At 64.8% G+C, this 15,763-nt stretch carries 13 protein-coding genes and 1 riboswitch; all 13 genes read left to right on the forward strand.

Translation table 11 applies throughout. The features are described 5' to 3' along the window. The first annotated feature begins 3 nt into the window (after window positions 1-3). The 13 genes from SINAC_RS30455 to SINAC_RS30515 all read left to right on the forward strand — a co-directional run bounded on the left by SINAC_RS30455 (window position 4) and on the right by SINAC_RS30515 (window position 15,668). The gene (locus tag SINAC_RS30455; RefSeq protein ID WP_015249402.1) at window positions 4-1,392 is read left to right on the forward strand and encodes a nickel/cobalt transporter; all 1,389 of its coding nucleotides are present in this window, start codon (window positions 4-6) and stop codon (window positions 1,390-1,392) included. 192 nt (window positions 1,393-1,584) lie between these two features. Further along, window positions 1,585-2,766: a dipeptide epimerase gene (locus tag SINAC_RS30460; protein ID WP_015249403.1), complete on the forward strand. Its 1,182-nt coding sequence runs from the start codon at window positions 1,585-1,587 to the stop codon at window positions 2,764-2,766. Next, window positions 2,759-3,634 carry an alpha/beta fold hydrolase gene (locus SINAC_RS30465; protein ID WP_015249404.1) on the forward strand — a complete coding sequence of 292 codons (876 nt, stop codon included), beginning with the start codon at window positions 2,759-2,761 and terminating at the stop codon, window positions 3,632-3,634. The genes SINAC_RS30460 and SINAC_RS30465 overlap by 8 nt, the downstream gene beginning before the upstream one ends. A 36-nt stretch (window positions 3,635-3,670) precedes the next feature. Next, window positions 3,671-3,886 carry a hypothetical protein gene (locus SINAC_RS30470; protein ID WP_015249405.1) on the forward strand — a complete coding sequence of 72 codons (216 nt, stop codon included), beginning with the start codon at window positions 3,671-3,673 and terminating at the stop codon, window positions 3,884-3,886. Window positions 3,887-3,964: 78 nt separating this feature from the next. After that, window positions 3,965-4,186, forward strand: a riboswitch (cobalamin riboswitch). A 162-nt stretch (window positions 4,187-4,348) separates the two neighbouring features. Further along, on the forward strand, window positions 4,349-5,191 hold the full coding sequence (locus tag SINAC_RS30475) for a DUF1559 family PulG-like putative transporter (protein WP_015249406.1): 843 nt from the start codon (window positions 4,349-4,351) through the stop codon (window positions 5,189-5,191). 69 nt (window positions 5,192-5,260) lie between these two features. Beyond that, window positions 5,261-6,253, forward strand: coding sequence for an ABC transporter substrate-binding protein (locus SINAC_RS30480; RefSeq protein ID WP_015249407.1), 993 nt, complete (start codon window positions 5,261-5,263; stop codon window positions 6,251-6,253). Next, complete coding sequence (locus tag SINAC_RS30485; protein WP_015249408.1) at window positions 6,250-7,269, forward strand: FecCD family ABC transporter permease; 1,020 nt, start codon at window positions 6,250-6,252, stop codon at window positions 7,267-7,269. Before SINAC_RS30480 ends, SINAC_RS30485 begins: the two co-directional genes overlap by 4 nt. Continuing rightward, complete coding sequence (locus SINAC_RS30490; RefSeq protein WP_015249409.1) at window positions 7,266-8,039, forward strand: ABC transporter ATP-binding protein; 774 nt, start codon at window positions 7,266-7,268, stop codon at window positions 8,037-8,039. Before SINAC_RS30485 ends, SINAC_RS30490 begins: the two co-directional genes overlap by 4 nt. A gap of 233 nt (window positions 8,040-8,272) precedes the next feature. Further along, on the forward strand, window positions 8,273-8,746 hold the full coding sequence (locus SINAC_RS30495; RefSeq protein WP_015249410.1) for a hypothetical protein: 474 nt from the start codon (window positions 8,273-8,275) through the stop codon (window positions 8,744-8,746). After that, window positions 8,743-10,035 carry a hypothetical protein gene (locus tag SINAC_RS30500; RefSeq protein ID WP_015249411.1) on the forward strand — a complete coding sequence of 431 codons (1,293 nt, stop codon included), beginning with the start codon at window positions 8,743-8,745 and terminating at the stop codon, window positions 10,033-10,035. The genes SINAC_RS30495 and SINAC_RS30500 overlap by 4 nt, the downstream gene beginning before the upstream one ends. Window positions 10,036-10,047: 12 nt before the next feature. Next, window positions 10,048-11,490, forward strand: coding sequence for a vWA domain-containing protein (locus tag SINAC_RS30505; protein ID WP_015249412.1), 1,443 nt, complete (start codon window positions 10,048-10,050; stop codon window positions 11,488-11,490). Window positions 11,491-11,518: 28 nt separating this feature from the next. Next, window positions 11,519-12,664: an ATP-binding protein gene (locus SINAC_RS30510; protein ID WP_015249413.1), complete on the forward strand. Its 1,146-nt coding sequence runs from the start codon at window positions 11,519-11,521 to the stop codon at window positions 12,662-12,664. A 4-nt stretch (window positions 12,665-12,668) separates the two neighbouring features. Beyond that, window positions 12,669-15,668 (forward strand): DUF5682 family protein, encoded by a 3,000-nt coding sequence (locus SINAC_RS30515; protein WP_015249414.1) that lies wholly within the window; start codon window positions 12,669-12,671, stop codon window positions 15,666-15,668. Window positions 15,669-15,763: the final 95 nt, after the last annotated feature.

Genomic DNA, 15,763 nt, shown 5'->3' on the forward strand with positions numbered 1-15,763 from the left:
CGAATGCGTCGGCCTTGCCTGCTGCTTCTCGTCGTGTTCGCCCTCTTGAACCCATCCGCAAGGGCGCACGATATCCCCAATGCGCGGGTGGATCGTTCGATCCAGGTCAACCTCCATCCCGGGCGGATCAAGGTCGCCTACGAGGTCAGCCTGTCGGAGCTGACGCTGACCCGAGACCTCCGCGACCTGATCGGTGCGCTCCCGGACGGCGATCGCGGCACTTGGTTCGAGCGCTATGGGCAGGAAACCGCTCCGCTAAATGCGAAGGGATTGCTGGTCACGATCGATGGCCGGCCCCTGCCCCTTCATGCTCGCGGTTTCGAGCTCAAGACCGAGGAGCACCCTCAATACACGTTTCACTTTGAGGGTGTCATCCCCCCTCGGGGGCGGCTCAAAGTCCAGGACACGAATTTCGTGTCGAGCGAGGGAACGAGTCGGCTCGCGCTTCGAGGCCAAGGGGGGGTCGTTCTCCAGGGCGACTCGCTCCCGGCCGACGTCCAACTCATCGACGTCCAGCCCCTCTGGCTGATGACGGACCTCGAAGAACGACGCAGCAAGCTGGCCGAAATCGACTATCAGACGACAACGCGCACCGAGCCGAAGTCGGAGCAGGCGCAACCCGTTCTCCACGAACCGGTCCGGAAATCAGCCGGGGGCGAAAAACCAGGACGGTCCAAGCCCGCGAGTCAGCCCGCGCCTGGCCGAGCCTCGGATCGTCTTTCCCGACTCCTGGACCGGAGCACGGGGTTCTCGCTGTTCGGACTGATCTTGATTGCCTTCGGCCTCGGGGCAGCGCATGCGGTCCAGCCGGGACACGGCAAAACGCTCGTCGCGGCGACGGTCGTCGCCGAACGCGGCAGTTGGCTCCGGGGAACCCTCCTCGCACTGGTGACGACGGCGACCCATACGGGGAGCGTCTTGCTGGTCGCGCTCGGACTCTGGCTGACGCGCTCGTCCCGTTACGAGTCGATTCATTCAGCTCTGGCCATGATCGCCGGATTCCTGATCGCGGCGATCGGCTTCTGGAGGCTCGGGCGACACCTTGGAGGATACAGCGAGCATGACGACACACCGCTTCCTCTCATGGAGTCCGGAGGCAGCCACCGGAACCTCGTCGGACTCGGAGTGGCCGGAGGTCTGGTCCCTTGCTGGGACGCCGTCGCCCTGATCCTCCTGGCGGAAGCGATCGGCCAACTCGGGGTCGGCATCGTGCTGCTGGTCGCATTTGGCCTCGGAATGGCCGCCGTCCTGATCGCCGTGGGGTGGATGGCCGCTCGTTGCCGGCAAATTCTCACGCGATTCGATCGCGAAGTGCGCATCGAGCATTGGCTGGGGGTCGCTGGCAGCCTGGTTCTCTGCGCGATGGGAGTCTACCTCTTGGGGTCTTCCTGAGAGCCTAACTCCGGCGTCCGTTTCGCGTCGTCACTTGAGATTGTCTGGTCCCCGCCGGCTCGAGATCCGTTCTCAAGAGGCAGTCAGTGCCTTTGCGCGAACGGTCTTGCAAGTCGCCACTCGTCGTTGCACCCGATCGTGTGGCACACTCCAAGTGAACGAAAAAAACGCCAGCGATCACCCGGGAAAACCATGACCCTCAAAGCGCTCGACCTGTTCCACGTGGCCGTTCCTCTAAAGAAGCCGATCAAGCACGCGTCTCATGAGCGAACGACGAGCGACAGCCTCGTCGTTCGCGCCACGCTCGACGACGGCCAGGTCGGCTACGGCGAGGGGGTGCCCCGCCCCTACGTGACGGGCGAGACCATCGAGTCGACCTTTGCCTCTCTTTCTGGCTTCGACTTCGCACGCCACCTGGGCCGACCGACCTCCTTCGAGGACGTCGTTCGCCGACTCGAAGCGCTCGTCCTTCCCGAAACCGAGGCCGACCCTCGCGGGATGGCCGGAAACGCCGCGCGATGCGCCTTGGAGCTGGCCCTTCTGGACGCTTACGGCCGGCACTTCCGCGAGTCGCTCGGCCAGGCGGTCCGCATGGTCGAAGTGCCCGGGCTCCAACGGACCGACGCCCCCTCGCGAGTTCGCTACAGCGGTGCGATCATGGCCGACTCGACCGCGAAAGAGCGGATCTCGGCCTGGAAGATGCGACTCTACGGGTTCGCCCAGGTCAAGCTCAAGGTTGGCGTGCAAGGGCAGGACGATCCCGCCAGGCTGGCCCGGCTTCGTCGGATCCTGGGGCACCGGATCGACCTCCGGCTCGACGCGAACGAGGCATGGCACAGTTTGGAACTGGTCGACCGGGTCCGGCCCTTGCTCCCGTTTGGCCCTTCGGTACTCGAGCAGCCGGTTCCCCACGCCGAGTCCGACTCCCTGGCGGATCTTCGGCCGAAGCTGGGTATGCCGATCATGCTCGACGAGTCGCTCTGCGGCTATCCCGATGCGACTCGAGCGATCGAACGTGGAACCGCCGACGTATTGAACGTCCGACTATCGAAGTGCGGCGGGGTCGTGCCAAGCCTGAGAATCATCGGCCTCGCTCAGCGTCAGGGCCTTGGCCTGCAACTTGGCTGTCATCCTGGCGAGACCGGAATCCTCTCGGCCGCCGGGCGTCATCTCGCCGCCAATCTTCGCGGGCTTCGCTACGTCGAAGGCTCGTACGACCGCCATGTCCTGGCCGCGAACCTGATTGTCGAGGACATCACCTTCCGCTACGGAGGCTGGGCTCCCCCGCTGGCAGGGCCAGGCCTGGGGGTGACCGTCAATCCGGAAGCGCTGGAGCGAATGGCGGTCGATCGCAAGGAGATTTCCTATGAGTGAACCTCGAATTGAGACCCAGACCGCCTCCGACGGTTACACCATTCATGTCGCTGTCTGGCCCGTGTCAGGGACACCACGGGGGCGGGTGGTGGTCTTGCATGGCGTCCAGAGCCACGGCGGCTGGTATCATCGGCTCGGCCAAACGCTTGCGAAGGCGGGCTATGAGGCTCATTTCCCCGACCGGCGGGGTTCGGGCGCCAATCGTGCGGACCGCGGTCACGCTCCTTCGTCCCACCGCTTAATTGATGACATCACCGAATGGCTCACAACACTCCGGAACCGTACTCCCGCCGTTCCGACCGCGCTGGCCGGGATCAGCTGGGGAGGAAAGCCGGCGGTCATCGCGGCGGGAAAGCAGCCGCGTTTGATCGATGCCCTGGCCTTGATCTGCCCCGGACTGCACCCCCGGGTCGACGTCACCCGGCGCGAGCGGTTGGGGATCGCCCTGGCCTGGCTCACAAACCGTCGCAAGACGTTCCCGATCCCGTTGGGTGAACCCACCCTGTTCACGGATAGCCCGGAGGGACAGGCCTTCATCGCCTCCGACAACCTCAGCCTTCACGCAGGGACCGCCGGGTTATTGGCAGCCAGTTTTTTCATTGATAAGGCCGTGCGCCGGATCCCCTCCAAGGTCCATCAGCCCGCCCTCTTGATGCTCGCCGGCCAAGACCGGATCGTCAACAACGACTTGACCCTGACCTACTTCGAACGGCTTGCGAGCCCGGACCGGCACCTGATCATCTATTCCAAGGCCCATCACACCCTCGAATTCGAACCTGACCCTGAGCGTTATGCGCTGGACCTGATCGAATGGCTCGACAGCCGTCTCTTCGCGAACTCAGACGTGAGTGGCCGTGTCGACCCTTGAACCAGCAGGCTTCTATGCACTCAGGGACAAGGGGTCATGGACCACACCAAGCGCGAACTCCGCCAACAGAAACGCGAGATCAAACGGGCGGGCGGCAAGCGTCGCCGCCGACTCCTGAAACAAGGGCTTGCCGAACGTCCCGAGGAGGCCGTAGACACCGTGTTCGACTTCGGTCGCTACAGCTCGGCGAAATTGAACGGAATCGACCGAGACTCGACGCGCCAGCGCCAGGCCCCGCCCGAACCGGCATAAACGACTCAAGGTCCTACGGGCACTCCAGAAACGCCGAGTCCGTGCTTGACGATCCCGCCGAATCCAAGGTAACCTCTGCTTTGATTCAAAGGTGTTGGTGGCCGACCGTCGGCAGTCTGTCGATGTCGGCAAAACAGGGAATCCGGTTTGAATCCGGAACGGCCCCGCCGCTGTAACCGAGTGCTCACGGGCGACGCACCTCCTTTGCCATTGTCGGGCCGGCCTCACACGCCGCTCTGATGAGAAGGCCCGCCGCCCCAACTCGGAAGTCAGAAGACCTACCTGCACCGAAGTGGGCGTCGCTCTGCGAGGGACGAGCGCGCCGCAGAAACTCCTCCCAATCCTCCGCGAGACTTCCCGATCCCGTAACCGTCGCCTCTCGTCAACATAGGCTCTTGCGCGCCCTTTCACCCGGCGCGATCGGCCGTTGGCGATGACACAACGGTCTCGGGGGGACGATACATGCACGCTTCCAGATTCCCTCGCACCGCACGTGCGCGGACAGCCGGCTTCACGCTCATTGAACTCCTGGTGGTGATCGCGATCATCGCCGTGCTCGTCGGCTTGCTCCTCCCCGCCGTTCAAGCGGCCCGAGGCGCGGCCCGGCGAATCAATTGCTCCTCAAACCTCAAGCAGATGGGCATCGCCCTGGTGATGTACGCCGACACCCACGGCCTGCTCCCCCCGTCAAGTCTCTATAACTACAACCTCCCCGTGAGTCCGACGAATCCCAAACGCTACTGGTTCGGCGACGTTCTCGAGACCAAAGGCCCCAACGGCCTCCCGGACCTTGACTTGACCACCGGGGCGCTGATGCCGTTCATGGAAACTCAAACGGCGGTCCAGCGTTGCCCCGATTTTGATCCGGTAATGTTCTCCCTTCGATACAGCGGGGCCAGCTCCGGTTACGGGTACAACTACAAATACCTCGGGTTCGGCTGGAACCAGATGGGCGTCCCCTACTCGTATCCGCTCGCCAAGTTCAACACGACCTCACGGACGATCGCGTTCGGCGACAGCGCCCAGGTCAATGACTGGGCGTTCGGGCCGGGTCAGGCCAAGCTCGAGGAAAACTACGCCCTCGAAGCCCCCTCGAGCCAGTACCCGACCGTCCACTTTCGGCATCGGCAGGTTGCCAATCTGCTCTACCTCGACGGACATGTCGAGGCCCAGCGGCCGACCAAAAACCCACTCGCCGCTTGGTGGTCACCAGCGGGCCTCAACCTGGTCGAGCAAAGCCATCTCCACGATATCGGCACCGACGACGCCCTCTTCAACGGCATCGGACCGCTCGGCGATCCTTGATCGCATCGAAGTCACCATCCCCCGCCCGTCTCTGTTTCCGTAGAATCAAGGACTCAAGGAGAACGAAACGTGAAGGCGATTGGCAACCCGGTCCCCCCGATCGCACCTGACTCTCGGGAACGCCATCCGGCGCCCCCAAGAGCAGGCGCACTCATGACCGGACTTCGCCGATCCTACCGCGTGGCGATCCTCCTGGCCGTCATTAGCCTGGGAACCGGGTGGGGGTGCGGGCGCTCTGCGCCGGCGACGTCCAAGAACTCGAAACCGAGCCGGATCGTCTCCCTGACCTTGGGCACCGATGAGATGCTCGCGGAGTTGGTGCCGATCGAACGCGTCGTGGCCGTCACGGTTTTCGCGGACGACGCGGGCATCTCGAACGTCTCAGGGCGATACCCGAAGGATCTCGTCCGGGTGAATGACGCGAATCCGGAACGGATCATCGCCCTGACACCCGACCTGGTCTGCGTTGCGCCTTATAATTCCGCCGATTCGCTCAAGTTGCTCGAGCGCTCGGGGCTCAAGATCTACCGCAATGACTTCGTGAACGACATGGCCGAGATCGAGACCGGCCTGACACGGCTCGGGGAACAGGTCGGTGAGCCGGCCCGCGCTCGCGAGTTGATCGAGCAAATGCGGGAACGTCGGCGCCGCTTGGCCGATCGCTTGCGAGCGGTGTCGCACCGTCCTCGCGTCTTGTTCTGGTCGGCCGGTTTCACGTCAGGCCGCCGCTCGACAATCGACGAGGTCATCCGCGAAGGGGGCGGGGTGAACGTGGCGGCCGAGCTCAACCTCGAGGGGTCGGCCGAGTTGGCCCCCGAACGTGTGGTGGCCGCCGACCCCGACGTCGTGCTCCTGTCTTACTGGAAGGACGATGAGCGCCAGGGACAGATCGCGAGTCATCCGATTCTCCGCCAGCTTCGAGCGGTGCGCGAGGGCCGGGTGGTCTCTATCGAAAGCCGTTATCTCACATCGGTGTCCCCATTCGTGGTCGAGGCGACCGAACGCCTAGCCCGTGCGCTCCATCCCGAGAGCTTCTCGAGTGAGGCCGAGGTGTCACCATGACTCGCCCGGCCGCGATCACAAGTTGGCTGGCCGCAGCCTATCTGGGGCTGGCTCTGCTGAGCACCGTCTGGGGAACCGCCGCGATCCCTCCAAGAAACGTTGCGCGGGTCATGACAGCCCTGGTGGGCCTGGGCGACGATAGTTCCGTCTCACCCGTCGAACGCTTTTTGGTGCGCGACGTGCGCCTGCCGCAAGCCTTGTTGCTCGGCCTGGTCGGGGCCGCGCTCGCCTGTTCCGGCGCCGCCTTGCAGGCTACCTTCGAAAACCCGCTGGCCGATCCCGCGATCCTCGGCGTGAGCGGCGGAGCAGCGCTTGGGGCCGTGATCGCCATTCACACCGGGCTGGCAGAGTCCGTCTTCCTCTCGCTTCCCCTCTGTGCCTGTGTGGGAGGGTTCGCCGCCTCGCTACTCGTCTACGCGCTTACCTACCTCGGCGGTCGCCCGACCGGCCCCACACTGCTCCTGACCGGGGTTGCCGTGGGCAGCATGTCCATCGCCGGCGTCTCGCTCGTAATGATCCTGACCGACGTTCATCGGGTTCAAGAGCTCCTCTTCTGGTTGGTCGGCGGCGTCCGAAATCAGACCTGGGAACACGTCGGTCTGGCCGGCCCCCCCATCGCCTTCGGAATTTGTGGGCTGCTCCTGCTCCACCGCCGCCTGGACGCAATGTTGCTCGGTGAAGAACAAGCGCTCGCGATCGGGGTCCCGGTCGTTGGGACCCGGCTCTGGGTCCTGGTCCTGACCGCCCTGGCGACCGGGGCCGCAACTGCTGTGAGCGGATCGATCGGCTTCGTGGGCCTGATGGTCCCGCACCTGATCCGACGCCTGACCGGACCCCGGCTCCTGGCTCTCCTGCCAGGATGTGTGGCGGGGGGAGCGGCTTTCCTCACGGCCTGCGAACTCCTCGCGCGGACACTCTCCGACCGCTTCGCGCTGCACCTGGGCATCCTCACCGCGCTCTTGGGAGGACCGACCTTCCTGGTCGTCCTTCGAAGGACACGAGGAGGGCGGCCGTGATCACGCCGCCGGACTTGCGAACCCGTCATGCCACGGTCCGCGTCGAGAACCAGGCGTTGCTCGATGACGTGACACTGACTCTCCCCCCAGGCTCCATGACCGCTCTGCTCGGTCCCAACGGGGCCGGCAAAACGACCTTGATCCGCGTCCTGGCGGGGCTCCTCCCCGTGTCGGACGGCGAGGTCGAGTTGGGTGACCGGCTCCTTGGCGAACTGAGCCGTACGGCGATCGCCCGGCAGTGCGCGTACTTGCCCCAGCAGACCGCCACCCGCTTCGAGATGCGAGTTGAGGATGTGGTCACCTTGGGCCGGTATCCCCATCTCAATACGTGGGGGGCTCTGTCACGCGACGATCACGCCCGAGTCGCGTGGGCCATCGAGCGGGTCGGCCTGACCTCGTTTCGCCACCGGACACTCCCCACCCTCTCCGGCGGCGAGCGCCAGCGCGTCTTCCTCGCGCGGGCCCTCGCCCAGGAGGCCCCCATCCTGCTCCTGGACGAACCCACCTCGTCCCTCGACATCGGCCGCCAACTGGAACTCATGACCCTGCTCACCGAGCTCCACGCCGAGGGACAGACGATTCTCGCCGCCGTGCATGATCTCCAATCGGCCCTCGAGTTCTTTCCGCGTGCAGTGCTCTTGCACGAGGGCCGCCTGATCGACGACGGCCCCACCGAGACCGTCGTGCTGGGCCCCGCCCTGGAGACCGCCTTCAGCGTGCGTGTTCACACGGGGCCCGGGTTCCGATTTCTGCCGTCGGACTCGCTCTGAGGAAGGGAAAATCGGACGATAGCCCGATTGCACACTCCTTCAGAAATCCTTGAGAACGAAATGACGTGAGAGGCCGGTTGCCCGGTTGCCGGGTCCAAAAATGAGTCTCCGGTGACAATTGTGGAAGTTCGGAACAAGAGGCTTGCTCACAACTCGGGGATACTGTTCAATAGTCCAATGCCGGCCGGGGTTCGGCCAGGGCCAATTGATCCAGGTATCCCGGATGAGATGACGTGATTGAACGAGCGAGCGTCGTTGTCGGGAGCGGACTGGCGGGGCAGAGGACGGTGAAGTCGGTCCCGTTTGTCGAGCTGGCCGGTGGGCGGGTGCAGGGGATTGTCTCGAGTGGGTCGGATATCGAGCGGGTTTACGTCTCGTTCGTCGAATCCGGCAGCGGAGACTACTACTGCTGCACGAACAACAATCGACCCTGCGGCGGGCTGCGCGGGGCACCTTGCAAGCATATCGCCGAGATGGTCGACGAGGCCATCCTGCAATTCGGGGCGGCGCGGGTGGCCGCCTATCTCGGCCTGGACGGTGACGAACAGGCGGTCGATGAAGCCCGCAAGATACTCGGGGCACTGGGGGGCTGCGAGCGGAAGGAACCACCCGGGGTCGTGTTCAGCCGGTTCCTGAATTATCTCCGGTACTGCGAGCTGACGGTTCGACCAGGCACGGTCCTCGAGATGGGCTGGTTCGTCTCATGAAAACACTTGCATTGCTACCAGCCGGGGTGAATGAGGCCTTCGACCTGGTGGAACGGTTCGATGAAACGTTGCTCCACGGGTTTGCCCGCCTCGGAGACGAGCATCGAGCACGGCTCGAGCCCCTCGCCGGTGTCTTCGCCGGCTCGCCCCTGGGTCCAGTGGTGGCCGAGGCGTTCGCGGCCGTCGGGCGGAACGAGTTCGTCGCGCGGTACTTCCTCGCATTGGCGTCCGCACGCGTGGCCTTGCTCGGCGCGGCGCACGATGCGCTCGTCGCCCAAGCTCACGAGGCGCTGGGCCGGCCCTCGCCCACGGGCGAGGAGCCGCCTCCATTGCCGATGGGCCGCTCGGCCACGGCGCTGGCCAGCGTGCAACAGTGGCTGACGGAGCTGGCGATCGCGGGCTTCAAGCACCTTGAGGAGACCACGGTGGCCCCGTTCGCGGCAACGCTGGAGAACCTGCAAGCCGACCCGGAGCTGACCGGCCTGGCCTCCTTGCTGACCGGCTTCTCGAACGAGCTACTTCGGTCCATGCCGGCTTCGCGGCAGCCGGAGCTGCCCGGCTTCCGCTGGGGCGACCTCTGGTCGGCAAGCATGGTCCGCACGCAGCAGTTGCCGGGCGCATCGACCTTTCGCGAGGCAGAAGGGGTGTTCACGCCCCTGGGACTCGACCTTCAATCTCACGACAACTTCGCTTGTGCTTTGCTCTATGGCGTGCTGGACGACGGTGAGGCGCGGACCGTTCGCATCCCGTTCGCCGGATACAAGGTCGACGTGATCGCCGGCGCCGGGGTCTGGGACCTCTTCGAGCCGTACAGCGAGCCGATCCTGGCCGCCCTGGAGGCTCACAAAACCCTCCGGATCGCGAAGGCCGAGTTGCGGGCCAACGGCGACCTCATCCTCCGCTCTCCTCCCAAAGCGGGAAGCCGGGCCGACCCGTTCGCCGCCGCCGACCGGCTGTCCCCCCTCCCCTGCCCATCTCCCATGCTGCGTCATCCAGTCCACATCGCCGAAGCCGTCCGCTTGCCCAGCGACCACGGACTGCCCCTGGCCATGGAACGCCTTCCCGGCGGGACCGAGCTGACAGAGAGCGTTATCCATGAATCGCCCGAGTTGCTCGGCCTACTCCGTGTCGACCGGGGCGGCTGGCGCGTGCAACCGCTCTGCGTGCGGGTGCAGAAGGATTTCCTGATGAGCGGGGAAGGATTGGCCGGCGTGCGGCGAAAGTTCAAGCACCGCCCGCTTGAAGTCCTCAAGGAGCGGTCCAGCCGACTGCTCCGGCGCAAGGCGTAAAAGGTAATCCCCATGGCCGACGCGATCGCGCTCAATCAACGGCAGATACTCTACTGGCGCCTCATCGGTGCAACCGGTGGCCTGAACGACGTGAACGCCCCGTTTAATGCGATGGCCGCCACGCTGGCCGACCAGCTTGAGCTGCCGTCCGCAATCCTCGACAGCTCGATCGACATCGATGTGCTGCTCCACCGTTACCCCAAGCTCAAGCCCCATTTCGAGTCCATCCAGCGACACCTCCAAGCGCCAGCGGTCGCGGAAACCGGGCCGGCCGATGCCGCGATCGCACCGCCGGAGCCGACCGGCGACGAGGAGGTTGACCTCGATCTTCGCCGCACGTTCGCCTATTCAAAGCTCCTCCTGAACGTCTTCGGGCCAAATACGCGATCGTCGTCGTGTAGCGCCACCCAGTACAACCAGTGGTGCCAGGACGTCGCCGCGTTCGAGCACTACCTGGGCCTCCACCCGGGCAGCCTGCGTCCAGGGGGCGGGGGACCGGCCAGCGAGACCGGGGGAGGGAGCGGAGCCGGGGCCAGCGGCAACGTCCCGCTGGTCGACGACCGACAGCTTCGCGAAGAGTTGGTGGCCATGGAGAGCGACCTCATCAAACGTATGGATCTGCGCGAGGTCCTCAAGGATGACCGGCTCGCCGCTCAGCTCAGCCCCAGCTTACCGCTAGTCGAGCAACTCCTCCGCGACAAGTCGAACCTCTCCGGGCCGGCCCTGGCCAACGCCCGGCTGCTGCTCAAGAAATATGTCGACAACCTTGCCGCTGTGCTCAAGAAGCAGGTCTTCAGCACCAAGTCCGGCGAGATCGACCGCTCGGTACCGCCGAAGCGCGTCTTCCGCAACCTCGACATCAAACGGACGATCTGGAAGAACCTGCACCACTTCAACCCCGACGACGGCCGACTCTACGTCAATCAACTCTTCTATCGCCACACCTCGCAAAAATCGTTGAACAAATACCTGATCGTTGTGGTCGACCAGTCAGGTTCCATGGTCAACGCGATGGTCCAGTGTGCAATCCTCGCGTCGATCTTCGCGACCCTGCCGCGAGTGGTGGTCTCGCTGGTCGCTTTCGACACCAACGTGATCGACCTGACCCCCTGGGCCGCCGACCCGTTCGAGTCTCTGCTCCGGACCAACCTGGGAGGCGGTAACGACGGCCCACTGGCAATGGCCCACGCGCGCAGCCTGATCGTCGACCCCAGGCGCACGACGATGGTCTGGATCTCGGACTTCTACGAGTTCGAGAACGATCGACCGCTGTTCGAGATGATCAAGGCGGTCAAGCAGTCCGGCGTCCACTTCATCCCGGTCGGCTCGGTCAGTGGCAAGGGTTACTTCAACGTCAACGAGTGGTTCCGCAAGCAGCTCAAGAGCATCGGCCTGCCGGTGCTGACCGGTAACATCAAGAAGCTCATCCTCGAGCTCAAAAAGCAACTCAACTGATCCCAATGATCCCCGAGGAAGTGGAGCCATGCCCAAGCCGAAACCGGCCCCGCCGGCAGCCGCCGTCGAGATTTTGCGCGAGCCCGCCGAGGTCAAGTATGCCGAGGAGCTGGCCTGGCTCCGTTCCATCGACGATGGCCCACGTCCGTCATCCTGGGCATCCTCACCGAGGATGGTGCGTATTTTCATTCTCGGCTCCTCACCGTCGGACAAGCTCGACCGCGAGGTCCGGCCCAAGTTCTTCGGCGACCCCAGCACGATCGAGCGCGCGATCGTCACGCTGGCCAGCGACCGTGGCCTCCTGCTGATCGGCGACCCGGGCACAGGGAAGAGCTGGCTGGCCGAGCTACTCGCTGCCGCGATCTGCGGCAACAGCACCCACGTCGTCCAGGGGACCGCCGGCACCACCGAGGATCACATCAAATATTCCTGGAACGTGGCGATGGTGATCGCCGCCGGCCAGTCGCGCGACAGCATCATCCCGTCGCCGATCATGACGGCCATGCAGGGCGGCCTGATGGGCCGGTTCGAGGAGTTGACCCGCTGCAGCAGCGACGTCCAGGATGCTCTGATCTCGATCCTGTCGGAGAAGTACACGACGATCCCCGAGCTGAAGGGGGATAACGTCGTCTTCGCCCGCCCTGGCTTCAACATCATCGCCACGGCCAACGCCCGCGACCGAGGCGTCAACGAGCTGTCGTCGGCCCTGAAGCGACGGTTCAACTTCGTGCAGGTCCCGGTCGTCACTAACAAAAAGACCGAGAAGGAGATCGTCCTCTTCCGAACGCGCGAGCTCCTGGCGCGGAACCGGTTCGAGGTTGAAGTACCGCCTGCGTTGCTCGACATTCTCCTCCAGACCTTCGCCGACCTCCGCGAGGTGTCAGCGGCGGAGAATTCCGAGGAATCGCGGCTCGAGAGCGCGCTCTCCACGGCCGAGCAGATCGGCGTACTCGAAGACGCCGTACTCCACGGCCAGTTCTTCGGCGAAGGGGAGCTCGCGCCCGGCATGCTTGCCCGATCGCTGGTCGGCACACTCGCCAGGCGCATCCCCGAGGACGTGTCGATCCTGAACAAGTTCTGGCACGCCCAAGTCTCCAAGCGGGCCAAGAAGGATAACGCCGGCTGGCGTGCGTTCGAGGCTGCGGGCAAACAAGCACTCGAGCACCTGAAGTAAAGCCATGAGCACAGCAAAGCGTAATCACGACGATCTCGCCATCCCCTTCGATCCGCTCAAGGACCAACTCCTGGCCGCGGCCGAGGCGTTTGCCACCGAGGCTCAGCCACTGGCCGAGATCCTCGGCGGGCTGGTCAACGACGTCGAGCACGCCTGTCGCGAGCCGCTGGAGATCGTCCCGGTCTGTCACCACTCCCCCTCCTCGGCCTTACAGATGGTGCGTCGGCTGGCGGCGTGCCCCCCGCGCGTCGTCTACATGGAATGTTGCGAGGACCTCCGTCCGATACTCGACGGCCTACGCGATTGCCGGCTGCCGGTGGCGCTCCAGGCCTTCGCCCCCACATCAGAGGCTTTCCCCGCAGCGTGGTCACCGCTGAATCTTGTCTGCCCGCTCACCGAGTTCTCGGCCGAGTTCCAGGCGATCGCATTCGCGCTCGAGAACCCAGGCACGGAACTCGTCTTCGTCGACCGCTCGGCGGACCTCGTCTTCCAGTGGATGCCGAGGGATGATGCCGCCATCGCGCGGGCCATCCCCGACGACCCGGAGGTCGACGACGAAGAAGCGGCCATGCACGGCTCGGCCGTGGGGGTCGAGGTCGGCTCCTTGGTGCCGACGTTCGACCTGTTCCGCCTGGTATTGCTCAAGAATGCACGGGTCCGCCACTTCAGCGAGTGGTGGGATCGGTACGTCGAGGAGGCCGTCATCGACGGCGACTACGCGGCCTACCGCCAGGTCCTGTTCCTGGTCGGCAGCCTGTTCCGCCGTCTGGGCACGACCGACCACGAGCGCCGAACCGACGAACTCCGCGAACGCCACATGTGGACCCGCATCAAGGAACACCTACACGGCTCGTCAATCGACCCGTGTGATGCAATCTATATCTGTGGCGCAGCCCACGCCGCGAGCTACGTCCCCGAATTCGGCCTCGAGAGTAAGGCCCTCTGGGAGATCCCGCCCCCCTCGGGCACGAAATGGCACTACGGCCTGCTCCCGAGCAGTTATAGCGCGATCTGCCACCAGTTCAGCCACCCGCACGGCGCAGTCACCTTGGCCGAGGCCCGCTGGCGTAAAAGCCTCGCGCGGCAAACTCTTCAGCCCTTCTCACTCAAGGCGAACGACAAGAAGACGAGCCGCAAACGCAACGGCAATCCCGGGGACCCGCCACTCGTCGCTCCCAAGCGAAAGTCCAAGGCCGCCGCTCCGGTCACGGTCGCAAAAGCGGCGGAGGCCGAAACGCCCCCCTCCGGATCGGCCACTCCCCCCCGACCCTTGCTCGACTATTTGAAAGCTTCCCCGACTCAGGTCGAGTCGGACGAGGAGGATTTGCTTCAAAACTGCGTGCGGATCGTCGAACTGGCGCGACGGCACGGCTACCTCGCCTCGACGGCCGACAGCATCGCGGTCTACCAGACGGCCATCCTCCTGGCCAACCTGCGGAATCGCCGCCACCCGACGCCCTACGACTTCCGCGAAGCGGCCATCACCTGCATCGAGAAGGACGCCGTGCCCGGCAAGCGCAATGTCGCCCGCCTCTGCGACATGCTCCTCGGCGGCGACAAGGTCGGCCAAATCGGCTTCGATTCGCTCCCGCCGCTGGCCCAGGACGTCTATACGCGGTTGAACCCGCTGCCAATCCCACTCGAGTCGCACACCATCCAGCGAGCACTCCTGGATTTCCGGAAGACGCCCGCGCTCTTGCCTTGCTCCGACCTACTCTGGAAGCTGCACTACCTGTTCCCGCCCGGCGTAGTGCGGCCCATCATGGGTCAGCGTCAGCTTGGCCACGTCCCCCAGCAGGAGAGCTGGGACGTCGCCATCGGCATCTACCAAGGCGAGGTCATCCATCTCGCATACGAGGGCATCACTGTCGAGCACGTCCTCGAACGACGTCTAAAGAAGCATGCGTTCGACCCGGAGTCGCGCACCGTCGACGCAATCCGAATGGCCGAGGACAGCATCCTCTACCTTAAGAGCGAGCGGCTCACCGAGGAGTTGGGCGAGCGGGCCATCGACCTGCTCATGCAGGAACCCGACGCCAAGCAGGCTCGGGAGATCCACGCCCGGATCACCCGGCTCGTGCACTACTACCGCACGACCGAGGCCGGCCTGCCTGCCTGGCTCAAGCGGTTCGTGACCACGGGCTACTCGCACTACGCGACCTTGCTGCCGAACGCCTTCACCGACCGCGGCACGCACGTAAACGATCTTGCGGCAATGCTCCAATTCTTGTTCACGCTAGAGAGTCTGGCCCTCTCTCTCGGTTGCGAGCGAAGCCAGCTCGTCATCGCGCTCCGGCAGGCGGCTCCGGTCACCGTCGATCCGCCGAAGCTCGCCCTCCTCTGGTCGGCCGAATGCGTGCTCCGCCTCCGTGACGCCGCGAGCCTGCGCGGCCACTTCGATACGCTGATCGAGAACGAGCTGACCCTCCCCGCCCTGCCGGAATACCTTGAGGGTCTGCTCCTCGCGCTCGTGTTCACGCCGCTCGTGGGTGGTCTGACGGTCGAACTGCTGAGCAAGGCGTTCGAGCGGCTCCCCGACCGCCTCCTGATGCCCTGGCTCCCGAAGCTCCTGATGATGCTGCGTCCGCACGCCGACATCGCCTTGCCGATCTTGATGAAGGAAGCCGCCTCCCTCTTCCCAAGTAGCCTCGAAGCCCTGGCCGACTGGCAGCCGCCCTGGTATCGACCCGTGGCCTCGCCCGAGCAGACGGCCGCCGCCTCCAAGGAGACCACACACACTCCCTCCCGGGTCGTGCTCAGCCCCTCCGATCAAGCCGCCGCCTCGCTGCTGGCCGCCCAACGGGCGACCACCGACGCCCTCGCAACCGCCCTGGGCCTCCCCACCACTTGGTCCAGCGCGACCGCCGCCGCCGAAACCGATCGGATTGCCGCGACGGCCTCGCCCGAGCACGATGCGGTGCGTGCCTTGCTCCGCGCGTTCCCGTCCACCATGCAAGCGGCATCGACACTCTCCGGCTTAAGCGCCAGGTCGGCATTATCTTGATGTGGCATGCCGTCCTGGCTATTGTCGACGTCTACACCTTCTCCATAAACGCTTTCTTGATCCTCACCTGATTCACTTGGACGTTGATTTCCCCA

Source organism: Singulisphaera acidiphila DSM 18658, from assembly GCF_000242455.2.
GTDB classification, from domain to species: domain Bacteria; phylum Planctomycetota; class Planctomycetia; order Isosphaerales; family Isosphaeraceae; genus Singulisphaera; species Singulisphaera acidiphila.